Consider the following 242-nt stretch of genomic DNA (forward strand, 5'->3'; position numbering starts at 1 on the left):
GAGGTCTGTATGACAGCTATATCCGCGCCATTCGCTGGGCAAGTGACCGTATAAAAGACCGTGGTGTTATTGGTTTTGTTACAAATGCTGGTTTTATTAATGGAAGTTCTATGGATGGGTTACGCAAATGCCTCGTTGAAGAATTTAGCAGCCTTTATATTTTCCATTTACGGGGAAATGCTCGGACTTCTGGAGAACAACGTAAGAAAGAAAGTGGTGGAATTTTTGGTGAAGGATCTCGT

Annotated in this window: 1 protein-coding gene; it reads left to right on the forward strand. The window is 42.1% G+C overall.

The features are described from left to right. On the forward strand, window positions 1-242 hold a 242-nt coding region (locus ACFIN0_RS10125; RefSeq protein WP_375702494.1), incomplete at both ends, for a hypothetical protein.

It is taken from the genome of Bartonella sp. AA89HNZF (assembly GCF_042196905.1).
Classification (GTDB): domain Bacteria; phylum Pseudomonadota; class Alphaproteobacteria; order Rhizobiales; family Rhizobiaceae; genus Bartonella.